Annotated in this window: 16 protein-coding genes; 1 reads left to right on the forward strand and 15 read right to left on the reverse strand. The window is 75.4% G+C overall.

Features of this window, described 5'->3' with window-relative positions:
• Positions 1–3: 3 nt before the first annotated feature.
• Positions 4–504 carry a nucleotide triphosphate diphosphatase NUDT15 gene (locus tag ACZ6AQ_RS25645; RefSeq protein ID WP_468762700.1) on the reverse strand — a complete coding sequence of 167 codons (501 nt, stop codon included), beginning with the start codon at positions 502–504 and terminating at the stop codon, positions 4–6.
• 101 nt (positions 505–605) lie between these two features.
• A complete protein-coding gene (locus ACZ6AQ_RS25650; RefSeq protein WP_468762702.1) occupies positions 606–1,004 on the reverse strand; it encodes a DUF5997 family protein in 399 nt (132 codons plus the stop codon).
• A gap of 63 nt (positions 1,005–1,067) precedes the next feature.
• On the opposite strand from ACZ6AQ_RS25650, the gene ACZ6AQ_RS25655 reads away from it, so the two are divergent.
• The gene (locus ACZ6AQ_RS25655; RefSeq protein ID WP_468762704.1) at positions 1,068–1,928 is read left to right on the forward strand and encodes a LysR family substrate-binding domain-containing protein; all 861 of its coding nucleotides are present in this window, start codon (positions 1,068–1,070) and stop codon (positions 1,926–1,928) included.
• A 102-nt stretch (positions 1,929–2,030) separates the two neighbouring features.
• On the opposite strand, the gene ACZ6AQ_RS25660 is transcribed toward ACZ6AQ_RS25655, so the two are convergent.
• The 13 genes from ACZ6AQ_RS25660 to ACZ6AQ_RS25720 form a co-directional block, all read right to left on the reverse strand.
• Positions 2,031–3,689, reverse strand: coding sequence for an FAD-dependent oxidoreductase (locus ACZ6AQ_RS25660; protein WP_468762706.1), 1,659 nt, complete (start codon positions 3,687–3,689; stop codon positions 2,031–2,033).
• 27 nt (positions 3,690–3,716) lie between these two features.
• Positions 3,717–4,646: an AurF N-oxygenase family protein gene (locus ACZ6AQ_RS25665; RefSeq protein WP_468762707.1), complete on the reverse strand. Its 930-nt coding sequence runs from the start codon at positions 4,644–4,646 to the stop codon at positions 3,717–3,719.
• A 222-nt stretch (positions 4,647–4,868) separates the two neighbouring features.
• Complete coding sequence (locus tag ACZ6AQ_RS25670; RefSeq protein ID WP_468762709.1) at positions 4,869–6,689, reverse strand: S8 family serine peptidase; 1,821 nt, start codon at positions 6,687–6,689, stop codon at positions 4,869–4,871.
• Between the two features lie 583 nt (positions 6,690–7,272).
• Positions 7,273–8,091: a VOC family protein gene (locus tag ACZ6AQ_RS25675; protein ID WP_468762711.1), complete on the reverse strand. Its 819-nt coding sequence runs from the start codon at positions 8,089–8,091 to the stop codon at positions 7,273–7,275.
• Between the two features lie 110 nt (positions 8,092–8,201).
• The gene (locus ACZ6AQ_RS25680) at positions 8,202–10,940 is read right to left on the reverse strand and encodes a fumarate reductase/succinate dehydrogenase flavoprotein subunit (protein WP_468762713.1); all 2,739 of its coding nucleotides are present in this window, start codon (positions 10,938–10,940) and stop codon (positions 8,202–8,204) included.
• Between the two features lie 118 nt (positions 10,941–11,058).
• Entirely contained in the window at positions 11,059–11,796 is a 738-nt protein-coding gene (locus tag ACZ6AQ_RS25685; protein WP_468762715.1) for an ABC transporter ATP-binding protein, read from the reverse strand.
• The gene (locus ACZ6AQ_RS25690; protein WP_468762906.1) at positions 11,793–12,668 is read right to left on the reverse strand and encodes an ABC transporter permease; all 876 of its coding nucleotides are present in this window, start codon (positions 12,666–12,668) and stop codon (positions 11,793–11,795) included. The genes ACZ6AQ_RS25685 and ACZ6AQ_RS25690 overlap by 4 nt, the downstream gene beginning before the upstream one ends.
• Positions 12,669–12,760: 92 nt before the next feature.
• Positions 12,761–14,101, reverse strand: coding sequence for an ABC transporter substrate-binding protein (locus ACZ6AQ_RS25695; RefSeq protein ID WP_468762717.1), 1,341 nt, complete (start codon positions 14,099–14,101; stop codon positions 12,761–12,763).
• A 14-nt stretch (positions 14,102–14,115) separates the two neighbouring features.
• Positions 14,116–14,343, reverse strand: a complete 228-nt coding sequence (locus ACZ6AQ_RS25700) for a 4Fe-4S dicluster domain-containing protein (RefSeq protein WP_388695267.1) — start codon at positions 14,341–14,343, stop codon at positions 14,116–14,118.
• A gap of 66 nt (positions 14,344–14,409) precedes the next feature.
• Positions 14,410–15,177 carry a GntR family transcriptional regulator gene (locus ACZ6AQ_RS25705; RefSeq protein ID WP_468762719.1) on the reverse strand — a complete coding sequence of 256 codons (768 nt, stop codon included), beginning with the start codon at positions 15,175–15,177 and terminating at the stop codon, positions 14,410–14,412.
• Positions 15,178–15,583: 406 nt separating this feature from the next.
• Entirely contained in the window at positions 15,584–16,678 is a 1,095-nt protein-coding gene (locus ACZ6AQ_RS25710; RefSeq protein WP_468762721.1) for a carboxylate-amine ligase, read from the reverse strand.
• A 130-nt stretch (positions 16,679–16,808) separates the two neighbouring features.
• Positions 16,809–18,950, reverse strand: coding sequence for a S9 family peptidase (locus ACZ6AQ_RS25715; RefSeq protein WP_468762723.1), 2,142 nt, complete (start codon positions 18,948–18,950; stop codon positions 16,809–16,811).
• Positions 18,923–20,707 carry an N-acetylglutaminylglutamine amidotransferase gene (locus tag ACZ6AQ_RS25720; RefSeq protein WP_468762725.1) on the reverse strand — a complete coding sequence of 595 codons (1,785 nt, stop codon included), beginning with the start codon at positions 20,705–20,707 and terminating at the stop codon, positions 18,923–18,925. The genes ACZ6AQ_RS25715 and ACZ6AQ_RS25720 overlap by 28 nt, the downstream gene beginning before the upstream one ends.
• Positions 20,708–20,817 lie beyond the last annotated feature (110 nt).

The following is a 20,817-nucleotide window of genomic DNA, read 5'->3' on the forward strand; positions in this document are numbered from 1 at the left end:
ACGTCAGCCGGGCAGCCGGCCCAGGGCGTACCGGTGGAACGGGCCGCCGGGGATCGGCAGGTCCGGCCGCCACATCCGCAGCACCTGCGCCGAGGGCAGGAACAGCGCCTCCGGCAACCGGTCCGGGTCCGTCCACTCCCAGCGTTCGATCTTGTCGGGCTCGGTCACGGCAGGCACCCCCCGGAAGGCGCGCAGGGTCGTGGCCGCGGTCAGCCGGGTCAGCCGGTCCGAGGTGACCGAGTCCAGGATCAGCCCGAGGACCTCCACGTCGGCGGCGTCCGCGACGAGCGCCGTCTCCTCGGCCAGCTCGCGGACCGCCGCGTCCTCCACGGACTCGCCCGGCTCGACCTGACCGCCGGGCAGCTCCCACACCCCGGAGCGGTGGAGGCCGAGGAGAACGCGGCCGTCCGCGTCCACCACGACGACACCGGCCCCGAGCGAGGCCCGGGCGTCCGGCGGGCGGAGGTTGCGCTCCGCCGTCGCGGCCTGCTCCGCGGTGGTCATGGGGCTCCTTCTGCCGGGATCGTCCGCCCCCCGGGGCGGAAGGAGAGCCGCCCGCCCGTCACGCCCGGCGGACCGGGGAGAGGGCGGGGCGGGGGAGGCGGTCAGTCCTCCTGCGTGCGCCGCGCCCGCTCCTCGTCGCGCTCCTTGATCCGGAGGGCCTCCTTGCGGACCTCCGCCTGGATGGCGCGCTCCTTGCGCAGCCACTCCGGGAACTCCTCCTTGAGCGCGTCGATCTGCGCCGTGGTGAGCGGCTCGGTGATGCCGCCGCGCGCGAGGCCGGCGATGGAGACGCCCAGCTTCGACGCGACCACCGGGCGCGGGTGCGGACCGTTCTTCCGCAGCTCCTGGAGCCAGGCGGGCGGATCGGCCTGGAGCTCGTTCAGCTCGGTGCGCGAGACGACACCCTCCTGGAACTCGACGGGTGTGGCCTCGAGGTACACACCCAGCTTCTTCGCCGCGGTCGCGGGCTTCATCGTCTGGGTGTTCTGGTGCGACGTCATGCGTCCAGGGTATCGAGCGTGCGGCCGACCTCCGACCACGGCGGCTACCGGTAACCTGGCGGGGTGACAGGCTCGGACGCTTCTCCCTCGGACTCCTCCCCGGACCGTTCCCCGGATTCCCCCGCGGACCCCACCCCGGACTCCCCCTCGTTCCGGCTCGCGTACGTGCCGGGCGTCACCCCCTCGAAGTGGGTGCGGGTCTGGAACGAGCGCCTGCCCGACGTGCCGCTGGCCCTTCTCTCCGTGACCCCGGCCGAGGCGTTCGGCGCCCTCCGGGAGGGCGCGGCCGACGCGGGGCTCGTCCGGCTGCCCGTCGACGGGGACGACCTCAGCGCGATCCCGCTCTACACGGAGACGTCGGTCGTCGTCGTCCCCAAGGACCACCTGTTCGCGGCCGTCGAGGAGGTCGCGGCGGACGACCTCGCCGAAGAGCTCGTCCTGCACCCCCTCGACGACACCCTCGGCTGGGAGCGCCCGCCGGGCCGTCCGGCGTTCGAACGCCCCGCGACCACCGCCGACGCGGTCGAGCTCGTCGCGGCCGGGGTGGGCCTGCTGGTCGTCCCCCAGTCGCTCGCCCGCCTGCACCACCGCAAGGACCTCACGTACCGCACGCTCACCGGTGTTCCCCAGTCGCGCGTGGCCCTGTCGTGGCCGGCCGCCGACGAGGCCCCCGACCTGGTGGAGGAGTTCATCGGGATCGTGCGGGGCCGGACGGTGAACAGCACCCGGGGCCGCCGCGCCGAGGAGAAGAAGGGGCAGAAGGAGCAGAAGCCCGCCAGGTCCGGGAAGCCCGCCCCGTCCGGGAAGTCCGCCAAGCCGGGCGCCGGGCCCCGCACCCGGGGACGGCCCGCGGCCGGCAAGGGCGGCGGAGCCGGGGGCTCCGCGCGCGGCGGCCGGAGCGGAAAGCCTCGCCGCAGGTCCTGACCTCCCTCCCGGAGGGAGCCGTACGCCCGCCGGGTGGCCCTCCCGGCGGCGCACACCGCCGGGAGGGCGTTCCGGGTCCGGCGTCCGGGCGGGCCCCGGCCCTCAGGCCGGCCGGTGCCGCCGGCCGGTCCTCGCCGCCGCGACCAGCTCCGGCACCGTGGCGAACTTGACCCGGGGACGGCCCGTCTCCCGGCCCCGTGCCCGCTCGGTCCGGTCGATGGCCGCGAGGCCGCGCGCGTCGACGAGGCCCCCGCTGCGGCTCCGGGCCAGCCGGCGGAACTCCGCGGCCGTGCCCGTGGGCGCGGGCAGCGCGCCGGACACCGCGTCCGCGAGCAGCGTCCCGACCGTCTCCTCCGCGCAGACGCGGTTGGCCCCGATGCCGCCGGAGGGCCCGCGCTTGATCCAGCCGACGACGTAGCTCCCGGGCAGGCCGGTGATCCGGCCGGCCTCGTGCGGCACGGTGCCCGTGGCCTCGTCGAACGGAAGTCCCGGGAGCGGCACGCCCCGGTGGCCGACGGCCCGGACGAGCAGCCCCGTCCCGATCTCCGTACCGGCCTCCGTCCCCTCCTCGGTCACGCGCACCGCCCGGACCGCGTCGGTGCCGAGCACCTCGACCGGAGCGGAGTGGAAGCGCAGCACGATCCGGCGCCGGTCCGGCGCGGGCGGCCGCGTCCAGTCCACCGTCTCCCGGGCCACGTCCCGCAGGAGCGCGGCCTTCTCCCCGGGGGCCGCCGCGTCGATCGCCGCCCCGGTGCGCGGGTCCCGGTCGTCCACGACCAGGTCCACGCCCGGGAGGTGCTTGAGGCCGAGCAGTTCGGAGGCCGTGTAGGCGGCGTGCGCGGGGCCCCGGCGGCCGAGCAGCACCACCTCGCGGGTCCGGGCGCCGTTCAGGGCGGCGAGGGCGTGGTCGGCGATGTCCGTGCCGGCGAGGGCGGCCGGTTCCATGACCAGGACGCGGGCGACGTCGAGCGCCACGTTGCCGTTGCCGACCACCACGACGCGCTCGGCGGAGAGCGGGACGGCGTCCGCGCCGGTCTCCGGGTGCGCGTTGTACCAGGAGACGACGGAGGTCGCCGGGACGCTGCCCGGCAGGTCCTCGCCGGGGATGCCGAGCCGCCGGTCGGAGGGCGCGCCCACCGCGTAGATCACCGCGTCGTGGTGGGCGGCCAGTTCCCCGGTGGTGACGTCCTTCCCGACCTCCAGGCCCAGCCGCACGCGGACGCGGGGGTGGGAGTGGAAGCGGGCGAAGGCGTCCCCGACGCCCTTGGTCGCCGGGTGGTCGGGCGCCACGCCGTACCGGACGAGTCCGCCGGCCACCGGCAGCCGGTCGATCAGCGTCACCTCGGCGTTGGTGTGCAGGAGCAGGTCCTCGGCCGCGTACATGCCGGCCGGTCCCGTGCCGACGACGGCGATCCGCAGCGGCGCGAAGTCGGACGGGAGCGAGCGGGGGAAGGAGGGTTCGTCCCAGGCGTGGAAGTTGGGCGAGGCCACGGCCGGCCGGTCCGCGCGGTTCGCGTAGTACGCGGCGTTGATCGCCTCGTACTCCCGCAGGCGCTCGGTCAGCCGGTCCGCGGGGAAGATCGCCTCGGCCGGGCAGGCGTCGGCGCAGGCGCCGCAGTCGATGCAGGCCCGGGGGTCGATGTACAGCATCTCCGTGGTGCCGAAGTCCGGTTCCCCGGGCGTCGGGTGGATGCAGTTGACCGGGCAGACGGCGACGCAGGTGGCGTCGTTGCAGCAGGTCTGGGTGATCGCGTAGGTCATCTCGTCGACTCGGCTCGGGGTGCGGGATCAGATGAGGTGGGCGCGCTTGTAGACGAAGAGCGCGGGCCGGGTGAGCAGGCGGGCCGAGGCGAGGAACTCCATGAGCCCGGCGCAGCTGGAACGCAGCTGGGACTTGTAGTGCTCGTTGGCCGCGGCCTCGCGGCGGGCGCGCTCCGGGTCGAGACCGGCCTGCGCGTACACGTCGGGGCTGACCATGCTGGTGACGATGTAGTACGAGGCGATGGCGATGACCAGGGCGTGGAAGTGGCGGCGGGCCGTGCCCGCCCGCGCGAGACGGCGGCGCGTCTCGTCCCGGGCGAACTTCATGTGCCGGGACTCCTCCACGACGTGGATGTTGCTGATGGTGCGGACGAAGGGGGCGACCCGCTCGTCGCGCATCCAGTCGCGCTGCATCACGTCGAGGACCTCCTCGGCGACGAGGATCGCGGCGTACGCCGCCTCGCCGAACCCCACCGTCTTGAAGGCGCGGCCCAGTTCGAGGACCGCGCGGCGCGGACGGTAGGCGGGGGCGCCGAGCTTCGCGGAGCCGCGGCCGAACATGATGGAGTGGCGGCACTCGTCCGCGATCTCGGTCAGGGCCCACTGGAACCGGGGGTCGGTGGGGTCCTTCGCGTACATGTCGCGCAGCACCATCTGCTGGAGGATCATCTCGAACCAGATGCCGGTGCTGGCGACCGAGGCGGCCTCCTGCCGGGTCAGCTCCTTGCGCTGGGCGTCGGTCATCTCGTTCCAGTACGCCGTGCCGTAGAGGCTGTTCCACTCGGGGCTCTGGCCGTGGAAGTCCTTGTCGAGGGGGGTGTCCCAGTCCACCTCGACGGCGGGGTCGTACGAGAGCTTGGCGGAGGACCGGAGCAGCCGCTCGGCGACGTCCGAGTCCGGGACGCCCCTGTCCTCGGCCCCGTCGTGGCTGTCCGGGCGAACGGTGCTGCTTGCCATGGTGCGGCTCCTTGGGTCGCGATCGACTCGGAGACTTGTTAGACGTCCCGTCTAGCAAGCTTGTTAGACGGAACGTATAGCAAGCGGCCGGGCTCGCCTACCCCCCGGCGAGGACTTGTTTCCGAAACGTTCCCGGTGTACGCGCGCGAACACTCCGGGGGCGGGCACGCGAACGGGGCCGGAGCCCGGTCGGCTCCGGCCCCGTCCCGGGGGCGCGTCCTGTCAGAAGGTCAGGTTCCAGGCGTCGATCCTGCCCGTGTCCTGGCTCGCGTTGTCGCTCACGCGGAGCTTCCACACCCCGTTCGCCACCTCGGAGGAGGCGTTGACGGTGTAGGTCCGGACGATGTTGTCCGCGCTGCCGCCGGTCCGGTTGTGCAGCGGGTACACGCTGCCGTCCGGGGCCACCAGGTCGACCTTCAGGTCACCGATGTAGGTGTGCTTGATGTCCACGCCCACCGCGAGGGCCGCCGGCGCGTTGCCCGTCACGCCGCCGACCGTGATGGGGCTCTCCACCGTGGTGTTGTCGGGAACCGTGACGTCCGTCTGGTTCTCGAAGTACTTCCCGGGCGGCGGGGTCGAGCCGCCGACCGCCTTCAGGGCGTCGACCGCGCCCTCCCCGAAGAAGCCGTTCCTGGCCGTGGTGCCCGTGCAGCGGGTGTCCGACGGGCAGGCCCTGTCGGTCGCCTGGACGCCCAGCCGGTCCCGGATCTGCGCCGGGGTGAAGGACGGGTTCACGCTCGCGATCAGCGCCGCGACGCCGGTCACGTGCGGGGAGGCCATCGACGTGCCGCTCATGCTGCCGTACTTGCCGCCCGGGAGCGTCGAGTAGACGCCGGAGGAGCCGTCGCCGCCGGGGGCCGCGACGTCGATGACGCCGTTGCCGAAGTTCGAGTACGACGCCTTGGCGCCGCCGTTGCCCTGGGCGGCGACGGTCACGACGCCCGGCAGCTCGGTCGGGATGTCGACGCAGGCGTTGGTGATCGTGCGGGTGACCGGGGTCGAGTCGTTGGGGCTCGCCGTGTCGGTGGTCTTGTTCGCCAGGTCGTAGTTGGAGTTCCCGGCGGCGGCGACCTGGAGCGAGCCCTTGCCCTCGGCGTACTCCTGCGCCCGGCGGACGCCCTCGATGATGGCGGCCTGGTCCAGGTCGTCCGGGCAGTTGAACTGCCACGGGTCCGTGTAGTAGCTGTTGTTGGTGACCTTGAAGCCGTGGTCGCCGGCCCACACGAAGCCGCAGATCGTGTTCTCCGCGAAGAACAGCGTGCTGTTCGGCTCCGCGATGCGGACCGAGGAGATCCGCACGCCCGGCGCGACGCCGACGACGCCCTTGCCGTTCCTGGCGGCCGCGATCGTGCCGGCGACGTGCGTGCCGTGGGTGTCGACGTCCCGCCAGGCGCCCGCCCGGGTGTCCGCCCTGCCGTAGGCGCAGGAGGCCGAGTCGGCGGCGTTGAAGTTGGGTGCGATGTCCTGGTGCCGGTCGTCCACGCCGGTGTCCAGGACGCCGACCTTCACCGACGCCGAACCGGTGGTGACCGCCCACGCCTGGTCGGCCTTGATCTGCGTCATGTCCCAGCGGTCGGTCTCCGTGAGCGTCGTCGCCGACTGCGCGGGATCGGCCGGGAGGACCGGGTCGTAGGCGTCGGCCGGGACGTCGGACGTGCGGGTCGCGCCGACCTGCTGGACGCCGGGGGCCGTGCGCGTCGAGGAGGCGAACGACGGGGACGCCGAGTGCGCCACGATCACGCCGATCGCGTCGTACGCCGCGAAGACCGAACCGCCGTTGCCCGTGACGGCGCCGGTCACGGCGGCGGTGCCGCCGGGGGCCGTGATCACCAGGTACGCGCGGGTGCCCGCGGCCCAGGAGGCCGGGGCCGCCGCCTTCGTGGTGGCGGCCGGGCCGGCCCCCGCCGCGCGGGCCGCGACGGGCGCGGTGTCCGACGGGGCGGCGTGGACGGGTCCGGCGGGGGCGGCGAGTGCCAGGGCCGTGCCGAGGGCCGCGGCGACCGCGGCCGACGTTCTCGGCCGGCTGGATATGAGGGAAAGCAAGGCGTCCTCCGACGGCCCGGCGACGCGCACGTGCGACGCCCTCCGGGCCCTGTGGTGTGTGGGGTGGACGCAAGATCCCAGAGGCGCCCCGCGGAAGGAAGAGTTCTGTCCGAGAAGGGCGTTCGCGTTACGTACTGTTGACCGGGCGGGCCGGAGGAGTGGGATGTCCCGGACGAATGCCCCCCCGGGGGCCGGCCCCCGCCCCCGGGGGGGGGCGTGTCCGGCGGCCCGGACCGCCTTTCCGTCGTCGGACTCCCGCCGGAACGGCGGCGGGACGGGGGATCTCCTCGGGGCGCGGGGCCCGTGCGGACGGGACGGTGTGCCGAACCCCGCCGGGACCGGGCGGGCCTGTCACCGGACGGCCTCCGCCCGTCGTTCACGGCCACGGGCGGGGTCGCCCCCGTCGGTCGTTCACGGTCGCGGCCAGGGGCGTCCCGAAGCGGGGCGGCCCGGCCGGGGACGCGGGGACGGCCCCTGCCGGCGCCGCCCGTCCGGCGGGGGTGGCCGCGATGGCCCGCGCCGGACGCCGTGAGGGCCCCGTCCGCCGCGTCTCCACGGCGGCCGGGGCCCTCACGGACGCCTCCTACTCCCGCTCCTCCGCCTCCAGCGTGAACAGGGCCCCGTCCGGGTCCCGCACCACCACGCGCCGCTCACCGCCGGCCGCCGGGCGCACACCGCCCCACTCGCCGCCCGGGACCACCGAACCGCCGTGCTCCACGACCGCCGCCTCCGCCGCCTCCAGATCGCGCACCCGGAACCGGACGAGCCAGCGCGGCCGCAGCTGCGGCCGGGGAGAGGCGGACTCGACCGGACCGCTGTTCAGCCGGGCGACGGCCTCGCCGTTGTGCCGCAGGACCACCTGGTCGTCCTCGTACGACACCTCGGAGCGGCCGGGACCGCCCTCCGCCCATCCGAGGACCCCGCCGTAGAACACGGCCGCGTCGAACGCGTTGCGGGTGTGCAACTCCACCCAGGCCGGCGCCTGCCGCTCACCGACCTGCCAGCGCGACACCAGCCGCCCCTCCCACACCGCGAACGCCGCGCCCTCCGGGTCGGTGGCGAGCGCCGCGCGGCCCCGGGGCGGAAAGGCGACCGGGCCCACGCCGACGGTGCCGCCGCGCTCCCGGATGCGCCCGACCGTCGCGTCGGCGTCGTCCACGCCGAAGAAGACCGTCCAGGCCACCGGCACCGCCATCTCGGCGGCCACGGCCGCGATCCCGGCCACCGGCACCCCGTCCCGCTCGCCCACCGCGTACGCGTCGCCGAGGGCCCCCCTCCGGAACGTCCAGCCCAGCACGGCCCCGTAGAACCGTTCCGCCGCCCCGAGATCCCGTGCGGAAAGATTCAGCCAGCACGGTGCTCCCCGTGCCTCCCCGGTCGTCGGCCCCGACACCGGCACCACCTCCTCGTCGTCCTGAGTGCGCCGTGCGCCCCTTCCCCGTCCCGCCCCCTCCCATGCGTGGACTCACCCGTCCGCCGCCGGTCACCACACCACCGGGGAACGGCCGCGGGTCAATGGACCGCGTGGGCCGCCCGGGCGGCGTAGGCGCGCACGTCCGCGTCGGGGTCGTCGGCCGCCCCGGCGAGAGCGGCACGGGCCGCGGGCTCGTCCCGGTGGGCGAGGAGCGAGAGGACGGCCGCCCTGCGCACGTCCGCGTTCGCGTCGGCGAGCGCCGGGGCGAGCGCGGGGACGGCGAGGGAGGCGGCGGCCGCCCGGAGCGCGGTCGCAGCCCCGGCCCGCACCTGCCAGGCCGGTGAGCCGAGCGCCGCCACGGCCCGCGCCGCGTACTCCGGCGGGCAGCCGGTACCGGCCAGGGCGGCGAGGGCCGCGCCCGCGACCAGCGGGTCCGCGTCGTCCAGCAGCGGCGCGAGCGGTTCCGGCCGGGGCTCCCGCACGGCCGCGAACCCCCTGGCCGCCGCGGCCCGCACCTCGCGCGCCGGGTCGGCAGCGGCCGGCGCCAGCTCCGCGACCGCGTCGGCCGAGACGAGGGCCCGGACGGCCTCCACCCGTACGTCCACGACGGCGTCGGAGAGCGCGGCGGCGTACAGCGCGGCGTCCCCGAGCCGCAGCGCCCGCAGGACGGCGAGCGCGGCGGCCCGCACGCCCGCGTCGGGCACGTCCAGGGCCTCCCGCAGGCCCGCCGCGAGCACCGGCCCGGCCGGCAGCACCTCGACCAGCTCGCGCAGCGCGGCCGAGGCGGCGGCCCGCACCCGGGCAGAGCCGTCCCGCAGCCTTGCGGCGAGCGCCGGCCCGGCCCCGGCCGGAGCGGTCTCGCCCAGGGCGGTGACGGCGGCGGCCCGCACCCCCGGATCGGCGTCGTCCAGATAGGGGCCGAGCACGTCGAGGCCGGGGGAGTCCTCCACGAGGGCGAGCAGTTCGAGCAGCCGGGGGGAGGGCGCCGCCACCGCCGCCGTCTCCCCGGCCGGGACGGGCGCGTCCGCCTTCGCGCGCGCCGCCGGGACCGCGTCCCGGGGCCCCGCCGTGGCCACCGGCACGAGCTCCACCTCGCCCAGGTGCCGCTCGGGACCGCCCGGCGGCGCGAACTCCGGCACCGGCACCAGGTACGGCTCGACCGGCCGCGCGGTGAACTCCATCGCCCCGGAGGGGGCCTTGCGCAGGTCGAGGTGGTACAGCCACCCCGCGTCGTCCCGCTCCGGGTGGTCGAGCCGCTCGTGGTAGAGCCCCCAGCGCGACTCCGTCCGCGCCAGCGACGCCCGCGCCGCCATCTCGGCGCAGTCCCGGATGAACGACACCTCCGCGCACCGCATCAGCTCGTGGGCCGTGCGCGCCCCCATCCCGGCGATCTCCCCGGACATCCGGTCGAACGCCTCCACCGCCAGGGAGAGCTTCGCCCCCGTCTTCGGCGGCGCCACGTAGTCGTTGACGAACCGCCGCAGCTTGTACTCCACCTGCGGCTGCGGCGGCCCGTCCGGGTTCCGCAGCGGCCGGTAGACCAGCTCGTGGGCCTCCGCGACCTGCCGCGCGTCGAACTCCCCCTCGTACGCCCGGTACCTCGCCGCGTCCTCGCCCGCCAGGTCGCCGAAGACGAACGCGCCGATCATGTAATTGTGCGGTACGGAGGCCAGGTCCCCGGCCGCGTACAGCCGGGGCACGGTCGTCCGGGCGTGGTCGTCCACCCGCACCCCCGAGGCGGAGTGGCCCCCGCACAGGCCGATCTCGGAGATGTGCATCTCGACGTCGTGCGTCCGGTAGTCGTGACCGCGCCCCTCGTGGAACGTGCCCCGGGTGGGCCGCTCCGTGGTGTGCAGGATCGACTCGACCGCGCCGACCGTCTCCTCGGGCAGGTGGCTCAGCTTCAGGTACACCGGCCCCCGGTCCGAGGCGAGTTCGGCCGCGAACTCGGCCATCATCCGCCCCGACCAGTAGTCCGACTCCACGAACCGCTCGCCGTGCCGGTTCACCTGGTACCCGCCGAAGGGATTGGCGACGTAGGCGCAGGCCGGCCCGTTGTAGTCCTTGATCAGGGGGTTGACCTGGAAGCACTCGATTCCGGTGAGCGCCGCTCCCGCGTGGTACGCCATGGCGTAGCCGTCGCCCGCGTTCGTCGGGTTCTCGTACGTGCCGTACAGGTACCCGGAGGCGGGCAGCCCGAGCCGCCCGCACGCGCCCGTCGCCAGGATCACGGCCCCGGCCCGCACGACGACGAACTCGCCCGTGCGCGTGTGGAACCCGGCGACGCCCACGGCCCGCCCGTCGTCGGGGTGGGTGAGCACCCGCACCGGCATCACCCGGTTCTCGATCCGGATCCGCTCCCGCATCTCGCGCCGCCGCAGCTGCCGGTAGAGGACCTTCTTCACGTCCTTCCCCTCCGGCATCGGCAGGACGTACGAGCCGGACCGGTGCACCTGCCGGACCGCGTACTCGCCGTGCTCGTCCTTCTCGAACTTCACCCCGTACGACTCCAGGCGCCGCACCATCGCGAAGCCCCGGGTCGCCGTCTGCCGGACGGTGGACTGGTCGACGAGGCCGTCGTTGGCGCGGGTGATCTCGGCGACGTAGTCGTCCGGTTCGGCCCGGCCCGGCACGACCGCGTTGTTGACGCCGTCCATTCCCATGGCGAGGGCGCCGGAGTGCCGCACGTGCGCCTTCTCCAGGAGGAGGACGTCCGCCCCGCGCCCGGCGGCGGTCAGCGCGGCCATCGTGCCGGCCGTGCCGCCGCCGACGACGAGCACGTCGCAGGAGAGTTCGGTCGCGGCGGCGGGGTCGGGGACGGTCAGGGGGGTGTCCACGGGATGCCTTTCGGGTGGGTCGGGGAGGCGGGGCCGGACGGGGCGGTACGGGCGGGACCGGCGGACCGGTACGGGCGGGGCTCCGGACGGACCGGCGGGGCGGGTCCGTCCGGAGGGGTCAGAGCGAGTCGAGGACCCGGCGGCGCAGCGCCGCCGTCGCGGGCGCGTCCCCGGCCTCCCGCGAGCGCGGGTGCGGCACGTCCAGGACCTCGCCGGACGCGAACAGGACGATCCGGTCGCCGAGGTGGAGGGCCTCGTCCACGTCGTGCGTGACGAAGACGACGGTCGCGCCCGTACCGCGCAACACCTCCACCAGGAGGTCCTGCATCCCGGCCCGGGTGTGCGCGTCGAGCGCGCCGAACGGCTCGTCCATCAGGACCGCCCGGGGCCGGCCGGCCAGGGCGCGGGCCAGCTGCACCCGCTGACGCTGTCCGCCGGACAACCGGTGCGGCAGCCTGAGGGCGTGCCCGGCCAGCCCGACCCGTTCCAGCCACTCCTCCGCCGCGCGGCGCCGCTCGGCGCGCGGGACCCGGCGGATCGCGAGGGGCAGCTCCACATTGGCGCGGACCGTCCGCCACGGCAGCAGGGCGTCGTGCTGGAAGACCAGCGCCCGGTCGGCGCCTGGCCCGCGCACCGGCACCCCGTCCTGGGTGACCCGCCCCTCCAGGGGAGGCAGCAGCCCGGCGAGGGTGCGCAGCAGGGTCGTCTTGCCGCAGCCGGACGGGCCGACGACGGCGAGGAGTTCACCGGGCGCGATCCGCAGCTCCGCGGGACCGGACGCGGCGGAACCGTCCGGGTGGCCCAACCGGACCCCGTGCAGGGCGAGTTCCGCACCCGCGGCACTCGTGGCGCTCATGGCACCGGCTCCTTCTCGGGCAGGGGGACGGGACGGGAGGGCGTCCGGCCGGGAGCGGCGGGAGCCGGAGCGGCGACCGCCCGGCCGGGCCCGGCGCCGGTCCGTTCGGCCGGACGCGGCAGCCACGAGGTGGCCCGGCGGCCGAGCGCCTCCACGGCGGTGGAGGTGAGCCGGCCGAGGACGCCGATGGTGGCCATGCCGACGAAGACGCCGGGATAGTCGACGACCGTGTAGTCCTGCCAGGTGCGGTAGCCCACCCCGTACTCGCCGGAGATCATCTCCGCCGAGATCACGCAGATCCACGAGACGCCGATCCCCACGGACAGACCTCCGAAGACCCCCGGCAGGGCGCCCGGGAGGACCACCGAGAACAGCACCCGGGCCCGGCCCCCGCCCAGGGTGAGCACGGCCTCCTCCCACACGGGGTCCAGCGCCCGCACCGCGTGCCGGGTCGAGACGAGGACCGGGAAGAGGGCGGCGGCACAGGTGATGAGGACGATGCCCTGCTCGTTGGTGGGCAGCAGCAGGATCGCGACCGGGACCAGGGCGATGGCCGGGACCGGCCGTACCACCTCCACCAGCGGGTCGAGCAGGTCGGAGGCCCACCGGGACCGGGCGACGGCCGTCCCGGCGGCCACCCCGAGGACGGCCGCCAGGAGGAAGCCGGCCGTGATCCGGCGCAGACTGTGGCCGAGGTCCTGCCAGTACGCCTCGGTGCCGGCCCGGTCGGCGAACGCGGAGGCGATCTCCACCACCGTGGGGAACTGCTCGAACCGCAGCCACAGGTTGACGTCCAGGGAGGTCAGCGCCTGCCACAGGCCGAGGGCCGCGAGCAGCGAGGCGACCCGGACCAGGCGGCGGCCGGCGGGCAGCGACGCCCCCCGCGCGGCACGGCGGCCCGTGACCGGGGCGGGCTCCCGCGCCGGACCCCGGTCCGCGGCCGGGAGGGGCCGCGCACCCGCGCTCACGACGCCGACTCCACGGCGTCCGCGTACGCGACGATCCGGGCACCGGCGTGTCCGGCCGCGTACCGCTCCGCGCCCGCCCGGGTCATGAAGGCGCGCCACTCGCCCCCGTCCCGCACCCACACCGCCCGGTCCGCGAACCAGGGCGTCCCGGTCACCGAGTCCGGAACGTACGCGGCCCGCACCCGGGCCGCCCCGGCCTCCCCGACCGCCTTCAGGAGCGCGCCGGGGCCGTCGAACGCACGGGTCGACGCCTGCCCCTTCAGCCACAGCTCCGGCCGGGGAGGGGCCGCCTCCGGGTACGCGGCGCCCGTGACCGCCCGCCGCAGCGGGGCCGGGTCGACGAAGGCGTCCACGTCCACGTCCTCCACCAGACCGGCCGCCCGCAGGACCGGCACGTCCTCCTTGAGCGCGGCCACCAGCTCCGGACGGAGCGCCGGGTCGAAGGTGGCGACGCCCCGGGCGCCGTTGTAGAGGTAGACCGCCTCGGCGGGCAGCCCGGTCTCCTCCGCCACCGTCTCGGCGGCGGCGACCGGCCGGGCGCGCAGCTCGTCCGTGGCGCGCCGCTGGGCGCGCAGGAACGCGTCGAGCACCGCCGGCCGCTCCTTCGCGAACCGTTCGCGCACGGTCACGCCGTGGAAGGTCGGCAGGTCCAGCTCCGCCCCGTCGTACAGGGCCCTCGCCCGGCCCTGGAAGGCGAGCAGGCCCGGCCAGGCGACGAACTGGGACAGCGCGTCGGCGCTGCCCGCCGCCAGGGCCGAAGCCCCCACGCTCGGCTGCTGGTTGAGCTTGCGGACGTCCTTCTCCGGGTCGAGTCCGGCCCGCCGGAGCGCCCGGACGAGGGTGCCGTCGGCGGCCGACCCGACGCTGGTGGACACCGTGCGGCCCCTGAGGTCGGCCAGCGTCCGCAGCGGCGAGTCCGGCGCGGTCACCACGGTGTTGAGCCCGCCCCGCAGGTTGTACCCGGTCACCGACACCAGCCGCGTCGGCTGCTTGAGCTGCTTGCCGCGCGCCGCGTTGAGGAGCAGCGGGAAGTCGCCCATCGAACCGATGTCGATCTTCCCGGCCGTCATCTGCGCGGTGATCGGCGCCCCGGTCGCGTGGTCCTGCCAGCTCACCCGGTAGGAGACGCCGTCCTTCCGGCCCTGCCGCGCGAGTTCCTCCTCGAAGTACCCGAGGGAGCGCAGCAGGGTGCCGGCGGTGACGGTGTTGATCGTCTTCGACTGGTAGCCGACGGTCACCGTGACCTGCTTCGCCCCGGGCCCGTCACCGGTGCCGGAGGCGCAGGCGGTGGCGAGCGGCAACAGGGCCAGGGCGAGGGCGGCTCTTCTTCTCTTCATGGGGGCGGGGCCTTTCACCGGAGCAGGTAGGGCATGTTGACGGTGACCGCGCCGGTCGGGCAGCGCGCGGCGCACGGGCCGCAGTACCAGCACTCGTCGACGTGCATGTACGCCGTGCCGTTCTCCTCGCGGATCGCGAGCGAGTCCAGCGGGCACATGTCGACGCAGAGCGTGCAGCCGTCGATGCACTTCGACTCGTCGATGGTCACGGGCACGTCGGCGCGCTGGGGGACCAGGGGCATGGCTGTCTCCGGGAAACGGGATACGGGATACGGGGGTACGGGAGCAGGGGCCGGGCGGAGGGAGGTTCAGGGGGTGCGGCGCAGGACGCCGCTCATGGTGATGCGGTCGCCGCGGAAGCGGATGAACTCCAGGTCCACCGGCCGCCCGTCGGGCAGACGGGTCAGCCGCTCCAGCATCAGGACGGCGGCCCCGCGCGGGGCCTGGAGCACGGCGGCGGAGTGCGCGTCGGCGTTGACGGCCTCCAGGGTGATCTCCGCGTGCCCGAGGGGGGAGCCGGTCAGCCGCTCCAGGAGCCGGAAGACGTCCGTGTTCTCCAGGTCGCAGCCGAGGAGCCCGGCACCGATGTCCATCGGCAGGTAGGACAGGTCCAGGGAGAGCGGCAGCCCGTCGAGGCGCCGCAGCCGCTCGACGCACAGCACGTCGGAGTGTGCGGGCAGCCCGAGCCGGTGGGCCACCGGGCCGGGCGCCCCGACCGGCCCCACGGTCCGGACCTCGTTGGTGACCCTGCCGTGTTCGCGCAGGGTCTCGGCCAGTCCCTGGAGCCGGTCCAGGCCGTGCGGGTACTTCGCGCCCACCACCACCGTGCCGACGCCCGGCTGCCGGTCCACCAGCCGCTCGCCGCGCAGCAGGTCGAGGGCCTGCCGGACGGTGTTCCGGCTGGCCCTGTAGTCGGCCGCGAGGACGTTCTCCAGGGGAAGGACCCCGCCGGGGAAACCGCCCGTCAGGATCTGGTGGCGCAGCAGGTCGGCGAGCTGCCGCGCCCGGTCCGCCCGGAGGAGCCGGCGGCGGGCGGCGGCGACGGGGCGGGCGGCGGGAGCGGGTTCGGCGGGCATGACACGGAACGTAGCGGGGGACCGGCCCCGGTGGTGTTGCCACAGTGTTGCGCCATCCCGGGGGGTTCCCGTACCTCTGTGACCTGCGGAAACGCGGGACGGGCGGAGAGTTCCGCCACCCGGCCGCCCATCACGTGGACGGTCGGCCGTCCAGGATGCGGAGGGGTCGTGCCGTGTGTTCCCCGGCCTCACGCCGAAGGGCGGCGGAGGACGGCGGGGAACAGCGGGGGGAGCGCGGCGGAGGGCGCCGAGGACCGGCCGCGTCGGCGGGGGAGGGACGGGGCGCGGACCGGCCGCCCGTTCCCGGACCGGACCGCCGCCCGGCGGGCACCCTCCGGGGAACCGGCACCGGACCGGCCGCGTCGGCGGGGGAGGGGCACGGAGCGCGAGGTCGCGCGGCGGAAGGTCAGGGAGCGACCGTCTCGCTCACGATCAGCTCCACGAGCGCGGGCAGGCCGCCCTCGGCCAGGGCCCGGCGCTGGCGGTCGGCCGAGGTGCCCTCCCGGAGGAGCCGGTGCAGCAGCGAGGTCACCTCGCGGGTGTCGCCCGCCTCGTCCAGGGCGGGCGTGATGTGGTCGAGCAGCGAGCACAGGACGTCGCCCGACCGGCGCGACCGCCCCTCCGGGTCGACCAGCAGGCCGCTCAGGCCGTGGCGGGCGGCGTGCCAGTTGGCCGCCTGCAGCAGCTCGGGCGAACACTCGGGGAGCGGGACCCCGGCCTTCTCCTCGTCGATCGCGGTGGCGACGAGCGCGCGGACGATCCCGGCGAACATGACCGCCTCGTCGGCGCGCAGCTGGACGTCCGCGCAGCGCACCTCGACCGTGGGGTACCGCTCGGAGAGGCGGGCCTGCCAGTAGAGCTGGCCGGTGTCGGTGATGACGCCGGTGTCGAGGAGCGACCGGACGCGCTCCTCGTGGTCCGCGAGCGAGGTGAAGCGGGGCGGGGGGCCGCTGACCGGCCACCGGCCGAAGATCACCGTGCGCCAGCTCGCGAACCCGGTGTCGCCGCCGTCCCACAGGGGCGAGTTCGCGGACATGGCCACCAGGGTCGGGAGCCAGGTCCGGATGCGGCTCAGGACGGCGACGCCCATCTCGCGGTCCGGCACGGCCGCGTGCACGTGCATCCCGTTGACCAGCTGCTCGGCCACGAGCTGGGGGGCCTGGGAGGACATCGCCAGGTAGCGGGCCTTCCGGGTGACGGGCACGGGAGCCGCCTCCCGGCAGGGGGCCGTCGCGCAGGCGGCGAGCCGGCAGCCGTGCTTCTCCGCCGCCATGCCGAGCGCGTGCCGCAGTCGCAGCAGGTGGCCACCGACCTCCTCCAGATCGGTGCACACCGGTGTGGCGACCTCCACCTGGGCCTGCAACAGCTCCGACTGGACCTCCGAGCCCTCGACGATCGGCTGCAGCCCGGCCGACGCGCGCACCTGGTCTCCGAGCGGTACGGGAAGGCACGTGTCCGGATCGAGCAGCAGGTACTCTTCCTCGACCCCAATAGTGATCATGTCTTCCCGGTACCCCCGATCGGCCGGGAGAATCGCTTCCTCGCCACACCGTCTTCACGGGTCCGGCACAAACCGGGGGTACGGGCCGGTGGCACGGCCCGGCCGGGCGGCCGGAGCCCCCGGCGGCGCCTCAGCCGCCGAGATGGCGCTCCAGCCAGTCGGCGGCGGCGCGGCGGAAGAGGCGCCGGTTGTCCGCCCGGCGGAACTCGTGCCCCTCGTCGCGCAGCGTGAGCATCTCGGCGGGCAGCCCCCGCTCCCGCGCCGCCCGCACCATCTGCTCGGACTCGCCCGGCGGGACGTTGGTGTCGTGCTCGCCGTGCACCGCGAGCAGCGGTACGCGCAGCGCGTCGACCCGGCTCATGGGGGAGAGCGAGCGCAGCAGCTCCCGGTCGCGCGCCGGATGCCCGTACTTGTGCGCCGCCGACTCGGCGATCCACGGCTCGGTGCCCGCGAAGAACGTCGCGAAGTCCGACATCCCGCACACGGCGACACCGGTCCGGAACAGCTCCGGATGCCACACGAGGGAGGCCATCGTCAGATAGCCGCCGTAGGAGCGGCCCATCACCGCCAGCCGCGTGGGATCGGCGAGTCCCTCCAGGACCACGTGCGCCGCGCAGTCGGCGACGTCGTCCAGGGCGGCGAACCGCCCCGTGCCGAGGTCGGCGTCCACGAACGACCGCCCCCAGCCGGACGAGCCGCGCACGTCGGGCGCGAAGACGTCCAGGCCCCGGCCCAGCAGCTCGTGGTACAGCGGATCGAGCACGGGCCGTTCCTGCTCCTCCGGCCCGCCGTGCAGGTGGATCACGCACGGGGCGGGCCGGCCGGCGTCGCGGCCGGGCGCCCGGTAGTACCAGCCGCCCAGGCGCAGTCCGTCACGGGCCACCGGCCGCAGCGGCACGGGACGCACGGGCGGCCTGCCCGGCGGTACGGCGTCCTCGTCCCGCGACGACCAGGGCGTGCGCGCCGACAGCGCCCCCGGGGGCATCCACCACACCCCGGGGCGCCGCTGGGACCCCGACAGGGCCAGCACCATCCCGCCCGGCCCGGCCCGGGTGATCCGGGTGACCACCTCGTGCGGCAGCGGTACGTCACGGGGCGGCACGGTCCCGGTGGCGGCCCCGGCGGGGGAGGTCCCGCCCGCCGGGAGTCCCAGCGTCTGCAGCTCGCTGGCCCCCCGTACGTTCCACGCGAGCGCGGCCGTGCGGCCGTCCTCGGCGAACGCCAGGAGTTCCAGGTCGCTCTCCTCGCGCTCGGCCACCACGGACACGCCGAGCCGCCCGCCGTCCTCGTCGAGACCGACGGCGAGCAGGGCGGCGAACTGCCGCTCGTGGTCGCTCCGGAGCCACACCGTGCGGCCGTCGGACGAGAACCGGCCGATCCACGGGTCCCCGTCGCCGACCCGCAGGACGGACCCGGTCGTGAGGTCGGCGGTGCGCACCACCACCGCCTCCCGCCGGCCGCGCGGTCCCCGGCGCACCAGGGCGAACCGCCCGTCCTGGCTCACGTCGCAGACCCGCAGGGTCGCGGCCCCCGACTCGACGGCCACCAGGACGGGCGACCGGAGGCCGTCGGGATCGACCAGGTAGGCGGTGAGCCGGTCCCGCGCGCCGTCGTCCGCGCCCTCCGCTCCGCCCGGGCCGTCCGGCCCGGGACGCTCCGGGCCGGACGGCCCGACGTCTCCCCGGCGGGGACCGCCGAGCAGCGTGGCCGGACCGTCGCGGCCCGCCCAGCCGGCGGGCAGGTCGGCGAGGACCGCCTCGTGGTCCGGGACGGCCGCCTCCTGCCGGGGGGCGCGGGCGGGCGGGGCCGGCGGTTCGGCCACCGTGACCGCCACGGCCGAGCCGTCGCGCGTCCAGCGGCCGAGGTACGCCGAGCTGCCCGCGTCCGCGCCCGCCACGATCCGGCGGCCGGTGCCGTCCGGGCGCACGCACAGGACCCGGGTGAGTTCGCCGCCCCCGGGGGCGACCGTGTAGGCGATCCACCGCCCGTCGGGGGACCAGGCCACCTCCGTGACCGGGTCGGGGTCCGTGTCGAGGAGGTGGACCTCCGGGCCGTTCACCGGCCCGGTCCACAGCTGGGGGACGCCCGTCCGGTCGCAGATGAACGCCACCCGCTCGCCCGTGGGGTCCACGGACGGGTACCAGCAGCCGTGCGCGACCAGCGGCCGCGGCACGTCGCGCAGTCCGGCCGCGTCGGCCAGCGGCACCGGCACGGGCGCCGCCGACACCCCTCCGTCCGGTCGGTTCAGTCGATCCCGTGGGTCTGCAGCCATATCTCCAGCAACGCTATGTGCCACAGGGCGTTCGCTCCTCGCTTCGTCCGGTGGTGGTCGGGGGCGGAGAGGAGTTCGGCGACGTACTCGTCGCGGAAGACGCCTCGGGCCCGTGCCTCCGGTGCGGACAGCGCCTGACGCACCCGTTCGAGGACGGGCCCCGCCATGTGGCGGATCGCCGGCACCGGGAAGTACCCCTTCGGCCGGTCCACGACCTCGCGGGGGAGCAGCTTGCGGCCCGCGTCCTTCAGCACGCCCTTGCCGCCCTGGGCCAGCTTCAGCTCCGGCGGGCAGGCCGCCGCCAGCTCGACCAGCTCGTGGTCCAGGAACGGCACCCGGGCCTCCAGGCCCCAGTCCATGGTCATGTTGTCGACGCGCTTCACCGGGTCGTCCACGAGCATGACGTGGGTGTCCAGTCGCAGCGCCGCGTCGAGCGCGGTCTCGGCCCCGGGCGCGGCCATGTGCTCGCGGACGAACAGGCCGGACTCGTCGCGGCCGGTCAGCAGGTGCGGCTGGAGGATCCGGGCGAAGTCGGCGTGCGGACGGTCGAAGTACACCTCCGCGTACCTCTCCGGCTCCTCCTGGCGCGGCACGGAGGCCAGGTCCGGGTACCAGCGGTAGCCGGCGAACACCTCGTCGGCGCCCTGGCCGCTCTGGACGACGCTCACCTCCTTGGAGACCAGCTCCGACAGCAGGTGGAACGCGACCACGTCATGGCTGATCATGGGCTCGCTCATGGCCCGGATCGCGCCGTCCAGGGCGGTCGACACCCGGTCCGAGGGGACCATCAGCTGGTGGTGCGCGGTGTCGTAGTGCCGGGCGACCAGGTCCGAGTAGAAGAACTCGTCGCCCTCCTCGCCGCCCTCCGACTCGAACCCCACGCTGAACGTCGCCAGGTCCTTCTGGCCCTCCTCGGCGAGCAGTCCCACGATCAGGGACGAGTCGAGCCCGCCGGACAGGAGCACGCCGACCGGTACGTCGGCGACCATCCGGCGGCGCACCGCCGTCCGCAGCGAGTCGAGCACCGCGTCGCGCCAGTCGGCCGCGTCCATGCCCGCGTACGCGTCGCGGCGCGTGTACGACGGCTGCCAGTAGCACCGGTCGCGGTACGAACCGTCCCGCTCCACCACGCGGACCGTGGCGGGCGGCAGCTTGCGGACGCCGTTGAGCACCGTGCGGGGCGCCGCCACCGTGGCGTGCCAGCTCAGGTACTGGTGCAGGGCGACCGGGTCCAGGGAGGTGTCGACGCCGCCGGCCGCCAGCAGCGCGGGCAGGCTGGAGGCGAACCGCATCCGGCCCGGAGCGTGGGACAGGTACAGCGGCTTGATGCCCAGCCGGTCGCGGGCGAGCACGACGCGCCCGGTGTCGTTCTCGACGATGACGAACGCGAACATGCCCATGAAGTGGTCGACGCAGTCCGTGCCCCACTGGCTGTACGCCTTGAGGACCACCTCGGTGTCCGACGTGGAGAAGAACCGGTGCCCGAGGTCCTGCAGCTCCCGCCGCAGCTCCTGGTAGTTGTACACGCACCCGTTGAACACGCCCGTCAGCCGGGCCTCGGCGTCGGACATCGGCTGGGCGCCGCGCTCCGACAGGTCGATGATCTTCAGCCGCCGGTGTCCCAGCGCCACCGGCCCCTGCGACCAGATGCCGTGGCCGTCGGGCCCCCGGGGCGCCAGCCGATCGGTCATGCGCTCCACCGCGGCCACGTCGGGCCTCCGGTCGTCGAACCGTATCTCTCCGCTCAGGCCGCACATGTGGCACCTGCCCGCAGCGCTCCGGCCGCCCCCGGCCTCTCCGGGGCCTCGCAGCCCTCCTCGACCTCATGTGAATCAGTCACGACAACTCCTCGAAGACGGGGAGCGGA

The organism is Streptomyces sp. NPDC041191, assembly GCF_055591945.1.

Bases quoted from the DNA above. Each gene is read 5' to 3' on its own strand.
- ACZ6AQ_RS25710 (WP_468762721.1), bottom strand. From the start codon at position 16,678: ATGATCACTATTGGGGTCGAGGAAGAGTACCTGCTGCTCGATCCGGAC.
- ACZ6AQ_RS25695 (WP_468762717.1), bottom strand. From the start codon at position 14,101: ATGAAGAGAAGAAGAGCCGCCCTCGCCCTGGCCCTGTTGCCGCTCGCC.
- ACZ6AQ_RS25660 (WP_468762706.1), bottom strand. From the start codon at position 3,689: ATGACCTACGCGATCACCCAGACCTGCTGCAACGACGCCACCTGCGTC.
- ACZ6AQ_RS25665 (WP_468762707.1), bottom strand. From the start codon at position 4,646: ATGGCAAGCAGCACCGTTCGCCCGGACAGCCACGACGGGGCCGAGGAC.
- ACZ6AQ_RS25650 (WP_468762702.1), bottom strand. From the start codon at position 1,004: ATGACGTCGCACCAGAACACCCAGACGATGAAGCCCGCGACCGCGGCG.
- ACZ6AQ_RS25720 (WP_468762725.1), bottom strand. From the start codon at position 20,707: ATGTGCGGCCTGAGCGGAGAGATACGGTTCGACGACCGGAGGCCCGAC.
- ACZ6AQ_RS25700 (WP_388695267.1), bottom strand. From the start codon at position 14,343: ATGCCCCTGGTCCCCCAGCGCGCCGACGTGCCCGTGACCATCGACGAG.
- ACZ6AQ_RS25645 (WP_468762700.1), bottom strand. From the start codon at position 504: ATGACCACCGCGGAGCAGGCCGCGACGGCGGAGCGCAACCTCCGCCCG.
- ACZ6AQ_RS25715 (WP_468762723.1), bottom strand. From the start codon at position 18,950: ATGGCTGCAGACCCACGGGATCGACTGAACCGACCGGACGGAGGGGTG.
- ACZ6AQ_RS25705 (WP_468762719.1), bottom strand. From the start codon at position 15,177: ATGCCCGCCGAACCCGCTCCCGCCGCCCGCCCCGTCGCCGCCGCCCGC.
- ACZ6AQ_RS25685 (WP_468762715.1), bottom strand. From the start codon at position 11,796: ATGAGCGCCACGAGTGCCGCGGGTGCGGAACTCGCCCTGCACGGGGTC.